Source organism: Streptomyces murinus (genome assembly GCF_002154555.1).
GTDB classification, from domain to species: domain Bacteria; phylum Actinomycetota; class Actinomycetes; order Streptomycetales; family Streptomycetaceae; genus Streptomyces; species Streptomyces murinus.
Window position 1 is genome coordinate 1 of sequence record NZ_MUNF01000567.1, and the last position, 5,234, is coordinate 5,234.

A 5,234-nucleotide genomic window follows, 5' to 3' on the forward strand; every position below is an offset into this window, starting at 1 on the left:
GCCCGCCATCTCGCCTACCTCGCGCCCGAGACCCACCCCTCCCTCCTCGGCAAGGTGCGCGTCCGCAGACTCGACCACGGCAGCACCGATGTGTTCGGACTCGGCGTGCTCGGCTGGGAGTTGTTCCTCGGCGCCGTCACCGAGCTGCTGCCCGAGGAGTGCGCGGCGGTCGAGCGGGCGCCCGAAGAGCGGCTCCCCGAGGCCCTGGCCGCGCTGCACACCGCGATGCGCCGGGCGCTGACCACCACCACCGGCGTGCCGCGCCGGCTGCGCGAGGTGCTGGTGGACATGCTCGACCCGTCCCCCAGCGGCCGTATCTCCTCCTTCGACGCGGCGGCCACCCTGCAACGCCACTGGACGGAGATCACCCTCAGCTTCGCTCCGGTGGAGCAACACGACGAGAAACCACGGCTGTTGGCGTTCATGCCGGAGAAGTCCGTACAGACGGTGTACGAGAACCGGGGCTGGACCGACCACCGCCCCGACACCCCCGAGGGCTGCCGGGAACTACAGACCTTCCTGGAGGACGAGCTGCGCCAGGCCCAGCTGGTGCACAGCCCGAGCGGCGCCCAGGGCTTTGTGCACGGCGACTCGCCGCAGTCCCAGGCCGAGGCGGAGTGGGCGCTCATCGGCAACCAGGCCGTCTGGTTCTGCGCGTTCCACTACGACGAGGCGATCACCGGCCGCCGCCGGAAGGTCCACAAGGACACGCTGGTCATCAAGTACCTGGTGGACAAGCGGTACGCGGACGACCTGCTGACCGCCTGGCCCCGGCGCAGCATCGGCAAGGTCGACCTCGTGCCCTTCTGGGTCGGCCAGAGCCTGGACAAGGGCGGCGAACCGCGGCCCTCCTGGGAGGAGCTGACCAAGGCGGTCGTCACCGAGCGCGCCGTGGACCACCAGGGCTCGCAGAAACTGCTGCGGTCCTACCGGTTCATGCTGGAGTACCAGGGCGTCGCCCTCCGCGCCCGCCAGTACCCGTATGTGCTGGCGCGCTCGGAGGAGGGCGACGCGATCGTCCTCACCCAGGACCATGAGCGCGACCGCCGCTGGCTGCACGGCGACCCGCTGCTCACCTCCTACGCCCAGCCCGGACGCCGGCCCCCGCTCGGCGACTTCGCCCGGCAGCTGCTCACCGAGAACGAATGGGCGCGGGTCACCCTGGTGGAGGACCGCACCGGCCGGGACGGCCACCCCACCGACCCCTACTTCGGCGGCCGGGCCGTGGAGGCGCGGCTGAAGGTACGGCTGGACGCGGACTCGGTGCAGATCCAGCCGCTCAACGGCCGCCAGGTACCCGAGCGCGGCTGGCTCCGGCCCGACGAGGACCGCGGCACCGAGATCCAACTGCGCCGCGAGGCACGCGGACTGGACTCCCTCGCGCACAAGCCGGGACTGGTGCGCATCCTGGACGCGCCGGAGGCCATCGAGCTGCGCAGCAGGGGAGTCACGAGCCGGGACCAGAGCGAGCTGCGCGGCAAGGGCCAGGCCATCGTCTCCAACATGCTGCGCTTCCATCCCTTCTACGCCCTCCAGGGCCCGCCCGGCACCGGCAAGAGCACCGTGGTCGCCAAGGCCCTGCGGGACTTCCTGGAGATGGAGCACGGATCCCGGGTCCTGGTGAGCGCGCAGTCGAACGACGCGCTCGACCAGCTCGCCGAGAAGATCCTCAAGGAGCTGCGGCCACGCATCGAGGACCGCTCCCTGCTCGCCCTGCGGGAACTCTCCCTCAGCCAGGAGCGGGAGGAAGCCCGTAGCCCCGTACGGCGGCTGACGGCGGTGGACATCGTCGAGGACCTGGTGACGCATATCGTCCGCCGGGTGGAACTGGGCTGCGAGGGGGCGCGCGGGGAGGACGAGAAACGGCTGATGAAGCGGTGGGCCGACCTCGCGGGCGACACCAGACTGGAGCTGATCGAGCGGGTGAAGTCCGGCGCCGACATCGTCTTCGCCACCTGCTCCATCGCGGGCAAGCTGTCCGAAGAGGTCAGCGACCCCAGCGACATGTTCGACTGGGTGATCATCGAGGAGGCCGCCAAGGCCTGGCCCACCGAGGTCGTCATGCCGCTGGTCCGGGGCGTGCGCTGGACCCTGGTCGGCGACTACCAGCAGCTCGGCCCGCACCGCGCCCAGGACATGCAGAGCTTCCTGGAGGGGCTCGCCGCCCACGAACACGACCGGATCCAGGCCCACTTCGCCAACCAGGACGCCTACCTGGACCATCTGCACATGTTCCGGCGCTTCTTCGAGGGGCACGACCCGCGGCGCACCGCCTCCGCGCGGCGCCCGGTCGACGTCCTGGTCACCCAGTTCCGTATGCACCCCGACATCGCCGTGCCCTTCGCCCGGGCCTTCTACCCCGACGCGGGCCCGACCGGCACCTTCCTGACCTCGGACCCGTTCATCGACCAGGTCCACGGCCGCACCGAGCCGCCGTACGTGACGAACGCGCCGCTGGTGTGGCTCGACACGGCGCGGCACGACGGCTGCCGCGACACCCCCTACTGGGGCAACGAGGGCGAGGCGGAGCTGATCGACGACCTCGTGGCCCGGCTCGGTCTCGCCCACCGCACGGACCCCGGCGGCCTCGTCGTCATCACTCCCTACCGCAAACAGGCGGGCATCCTGGAGGCCAAGGGGCTTCGGGGGCGGGTGCACACCGTGCACTCCTTCCAGGGCGGCGAGGCCGAGGTGGTGATCGTCTCCCTGGTGCGCAGCGCCGTGCGCGGCGAGGGCACCCGCAGGAACATCGGGCACACGGCGCAGCCCGAGGTGGTCAATGTGATGCTGTCCAGGGCGCGCCAACTGCTCGTCGTCGTAGGGGACCTGGCGCATTTCGAGCAGTACGGCGGCGCGGACTGGGGGACGGTCATCCAGGCCTTCCGGGACAGCGGGGTGATCGTGGACGCGGTCACCGAGGACATCACCGGCGGCCGGCGGGCGGTCCCGCCCGCGCAGCGGGACGAGGCGTCCGAGGGCGCCGCCGGAGCCATGGCAGCGGAGGACGCCGGTGAGTGAGACGACCCTGGTGGCCCTGCCCTGCCGGGTGATCACCCTGAGGGTGGAACTCGGTTCGGAGGAGGGCGCCTCGACCCTGGAGGAGCTGGTGCTCGCGGCGGTGGCCGGCGGCCGTACCACCGTCGACTCCCTCGGCGACCTCTTCTCACTGCCCCGACGGCTGATGCTGGACGTGGTGCACGCCCTGTGGAGCCGGGGCTTCCTCGCCGTCGACTTCACCTCCCACACCCTGGAGGGCACCCCGGCCGCCGAGGCGGTCCTCGGCGAAGGCGACGGCGCGCAGACGGTCGCCACCAGCGTGGATTCACGCAAGTTCCTGTTCGACCCGGTGACCGAGACGATCCTGCCCTACCGGGACGGCGGCGTCCGGGCGCCACTGGGCGCCCTGGAGATGCCGGTGGCCCGGGGCGTCTCCGCGGAGGACCTGCCGCAGACCGAACTGCTGCGCGCCGTCCGCCGGGCCGTCGCCGAGGACCGCCGCGACCGGGGCGTGCGCCGCCGGGTGCTGAACGTGTCGTTCACCAACCCCGTGCTCAGCCCGCCCGAGGCGGTCCGCTGGAGCACGGTCGAGGTCGTGGTGAAACGGGACCCCGGCAGCGGCCAGATCGCCGCGGTGCCCGTCGAGGCGCCGCCCGGCTGGGGCCGCAGGGGCGCCCAGCTCTTCCAGGCGCACATCACCCATCTGCTGCACACCCGGGCTGAGAGCGCCTTCGTCAAGAAACTCCTGAACCGCCAAGTCCCGGAGGTCGTACGGCCCGACACCCTCAAGGAGCTGATCCGCGACCTGGAGCAGCTCGCCGAGGGACTGGACGGCGCACCCGAACTGCCGGACCTGCCCGGCCGGCACCACGCCCTGGAGATCAGGACGAACCAGCTGCGGGAGCAGATCTCCGAGGCGCGCAGGTCCCGTTGCGGGGCCCAGCGGGTGGCACCCGGGGCCGGAGTCGGCTATGTCGTCGGCGATCTGATCGACCGTGCCGAACACCAACTGGTGCTGGCCGCGCCCGCCATCGCCTACGAGGCCCTCAACCCGCTGCTGCCCGGCATCGAGGAGGCACTCAAACGGGGCGTCACCCTGGTCCTGCTGTGGGGCGAGCACCCCTCGGCGAAACTCGAACCCCGTTCCGAGACCGCCCTGTTCGATCTCAAGGCCCGCTACGCGGGCAAGGTGCTGCTGGAGAAGCGCAGCAGCTCCAGCGCGGCATCGCTGCTGATCTGCGACAATCGCGCCGCCTACGTCGGCTCCCGCGGCTTCCTGTCGGCCGAGACCGGCGCCGGGGTGCTTGTGGAGCCCTCCGAGGACACCGACACGCCCCCGCTGTGCGTGGCCGACCTGCTCAGCTGGGTGCGCAGGGTCTACCCCTACTGGGACACCGCGCAGAGCATCGCCATCGCCCCCGACGACTTCGGCCGCACCGGACGCGGAGTCCCGGCCGAGCCCGCGCGCTGGTGGCGATGGGGACCCCCGGAGCTGCCGGAGGGGTGGGACGAGGACCCCGTCGGCTTCCAGGTCGGCTGGGCGGCCGCCTGGGGACGGGTACTGCGCGAACTCGTGGACGCGGTGAACGATGTGTACCGGGGCGCCGACCCGGTGGTGCGCGCCGTGTGGGACGGCGCGTACGCCGAGGTGGTCGGCCGCCTCGTGGCGAGCGCGGGCGAACGGCTCGCCGTCACCGACGACCGCGCCGAGCACGAGGCCTGCGACGAGACCCTTGCCCTGCGGCTGCGCCGGCTGCGGGAGGCCGGCGGCGTCGTGCACCTCCAGCATCCCTCGCTCAGCGGCGGCCGGCGCACCGCCACCGCGTACGACGCCCTGCTCAAGGCCCTCAGGACGGACGGCACCCTGCGCGTCGGCAAGGCCAGGGCGCGGGCGGTGCTCAGCGATCACGAGATGGTGGCGGGCAGCCATCACCCCGTGGGACATGGGGCGACGCGTCCGGGGCAGGGCGCGGTGGCGCAGGTCGGGCTGCACCTCGTGGGGACCGCGTTCACCGTGGACTTCGCGCGGGAACTGGGCATCCCGGAGTGGTTCGGGGCCGCGGGGGACCTCGGGGGCGCGGGGCCGGAGTACCACCCCACGGCCGGGGTGTTCGCCGCCATCCCGCTGGACGACGACCCGTGGACGGCCCTGGCCCAGCGGGAGCGCGCGGGCCGGGGCGCGGAGGAGCTACGGCGGTATGCGGCGGCGTTGCTGATGGGCCAGGGTGACGCGGAGG

Annotated in this window: 2 protein-coding genes; both read left to right on the forward strand. The window is 72.4% G+C overall.

Annotated features, from left to right (window positions below; genetic code table 11):
• On the forward strand, positions 1 to 3,018 hold a 3,018-nt coding region (locus CCN72_RS29780), incomplete at its 5' end, for a DEAD/DEAH box helicase (RefSeq protein WP_086811087.1).
• A partial coding sequence (locus CCN72_RS29785) for a phospholipase D-like domain-containing protein (RefSeq protein ID WP_143664242.1) occupies positions 3,011 to 5,234 on the forward strand: 2,224 nt, incomplete at its 3' end. The genes CCN72_RS29780 and CCN72_RS29785, both read left to right, overlap by 8 nt.